Source organism: Neohoeflea coraliihabitans (assembly GCF_019334345.1).
GTDB classification, from domain to species: Bacteria; Pseudomonadota; Alphaproteobacteria; order Rhizobiales; family Rhizobiaceae; genus Pseudohoeflea; species Pseudohoeflea coraliihabitans.
In genome coordinates this window covers 1-1,935 of sequence record NZ_JAHWQX010000012.1, presented here as the reverse complement: position 1 = coordinate 1,935, position 1,935 = coordinate 1, and the positions used below count along the sequence as shown (strand labels likewise).

General features: G+C 57.0%; 4 protein-coding genes. 3 read left to right on the top strand and 1 reads right to left on the bottom strand.

From position 1 onward, the window contains the following. Window positions 1–338 (bottom strand): GIY-YIG nuclease family protein (locus KY465_RS18535; RefSeq protein ID WP_219203612.1); only part of this gene is annotated, 338 nt, incomplete at its 3' end. A gap of 470 nt (window positions 339–808) precedes the next feature. On the opposite strand from KY465_RS18535, the gene KY465_RS18530 reads away from it, so the two are divergent. The 3 genes from KY465_RS18530 to KY465_RS18520 are packed head-to-tail and all read left to right on the top strand — an operon-like array spanning window position 809 to window position 1,391. After that, window positions 809–970 carry a hypothetical protein gene (locus KY465_RS18530; RefSeq protein WP_219203611.1) on the top strand — a complete coding sequence of 54 codons (162 nt, stop codon included), beginning with the start codon at window positions 809–811 and terminating at the stop codon, window positions 968–970. Between the two features lie 14 nt (window positions 971–984). Next, a complete protein-coding gene (locus KY465_RS18525; protein ID WP_219203610.1) occupies window positions 985–1,185 on the top strand; it encodes a hypothetical protein in 201 nt (66 codons plus the stop codon). Window positions 1,186–1,199: 14 nt separating this feature from the next. Beyond that, entirely contained in the window at window positions 1,200–1,391 is a 192-nt protein-coding gene (locus KY465_RS18520; RefSeq protein ID WP_219203609.1) for a hypothetical protein, read from the top strand. The last annotated feature ends 544 nt before the right edge of the window (window positions 1,392–1,935 follow it).

Below are 1,935 nucleotides of genomic sequence, written 5' to 3'. Positions count from 1 at the left end.
TTCAACCTTTCCACCAGTTCCGGCTCCAGGGTGAGCGTATAAGGTTGTCGCATCTTGGAGAGCGTGAGCGGTCGGGTATCGTGCGCCCGAACGTTTACGACCCCTTCGTGGGCAGCGATTGTTTCGGCTTCGAGTTGGCGCGCTTCCTCGTCAGTAAGCCCGTCTTTGAGGATTTCAGCAGTGAACCCGTGCGCGGCGTCAACCACTGCGCACCATTCTTTAGTTCTCCCGAAGGCTTGGCTTTTTCGCCTGCCCCGCCCCTTCCCCACATAGAACAGCTGTCCGTTGTCGCGGCGTCGGTGAACGTAGACGTAGAAGTCAGAAGCTGCCTCAGCCATCGATCAATCCCTTCTGGATCAACTGGCGACATGCCTCGGAGAAAGAAGGGATTTTTCCGGTGTCAGGATCGCGGTTTTCCACACGCCAATCCTCTATGGCCCGACGCATCTCCTCCGTCATTCCTAGCCTGAAAAAGAACTCTGACACCCGACCTTCCTTCATTCTCGCATTTATGGCGATCCGTGTATTGCAGTCAACTTGACATTGTTATATAAGTTTGTCAATATATCAATACATGTTGTGACATAGTGCGTGTAATCCAATCACCCCGGAGACCACAATGCCGAATGAACGCACCTGCCCGAACTGCCGCCGAGTGTTTCATGCCGCTTCATCCTTGCGCACTGCCGAGTATTGCCCGGAGTGCTGGACGGCATGGTGCAAGAACAACGGATCGTTTGAAAAGCGGACAAAACCGCTCTCGGATGAGATTCGCAAGCAACTGTCCAGATAACGCCCGGAGGCACCCATGAACGATGATCTTAAACAGCGCATTTTAGGAGCGATGGAAGACTACGCGTCGAGACAGCCGGAAGAAGGCGAAAGCTGGGAGAGTTGGTTCCACGCCGCCTTTGATTTGGCCCAACAGAAGGTGGCCAAGATCATAGAGAGCGACCAACCGCCCAACTGACCCCGGAGGCACCGATGAAGATCAACGAGGATACGGCAGAGGGCGGCGGGCGCTTCGAAGTTGAAGCCACAGAGGATGGCATGGTCCTCATTTCATGGTTCGCGGCGAACGGCGAGACCTTCCGGTGGTGGAAGCTCGGCGCAGATCAAGCCGACCACCTCGGCGACATCATCAAGAACAACGCGCGGAAGGCGGCAGAAGCCGCGTCCACCTAACCCCGGAGGGCACCATGCGCGAGACCAGGACAGCCACCAACTGCATAGCCGGTTGCTTCGTCTGCAACGGTTCAGATGCAATGTGGACCAGCAAGAACGCGATGGCGCTCGCCGCTCGACACCACGATGCGACCGGGCACGAGACGTGGGCCGATCAAACTCTCACCGTCCGCTACGGCGGGCACGATCAACAACAGTCTGACTGACCCCCGGAGGGCGCACATATGATTGTCAATTTCGCTACATGTGAGAGGTCGCGCGCTCTGCGCTACATGAATGCATTCCGCTCGCGGGAAGTCCTCGACACGCCAGATGACGCCGGCCCCGTACTGGATTTAGTAGAGGCCGACTTGATCCGCATACCAGACCCGAAAATGCACCCCTCAGGCGGTGTTGTTCCAGGGAACAGATGGGACGAGGATCGGCGCAGAGAAGTCACCGAAGTGCTGAACGCATGGATGTCCAGCTAGCCCCGACCGGAGAAAAGCCATGAAGCATCACCTTCGAGATTGCCCCTTCTGCGGGGCGACCGCCGCCGAGGATGGCCTGGTCCTCGCTTCGGAAGAACACATTGACACGGCGGATGGAGAGAAGCTAGGCGTAGGTCGGTATTCTGTCCATTGCTACGGATGCGGAGTAACCGTGTCTGATGACTTTTTGGATGATTGTCTCAACCTCTGGAACGGGGTGCAGACACCACCTGATCCAGGGATCATTTAGCACTCTGGAGGGTGTCGACCCCTACTCGAC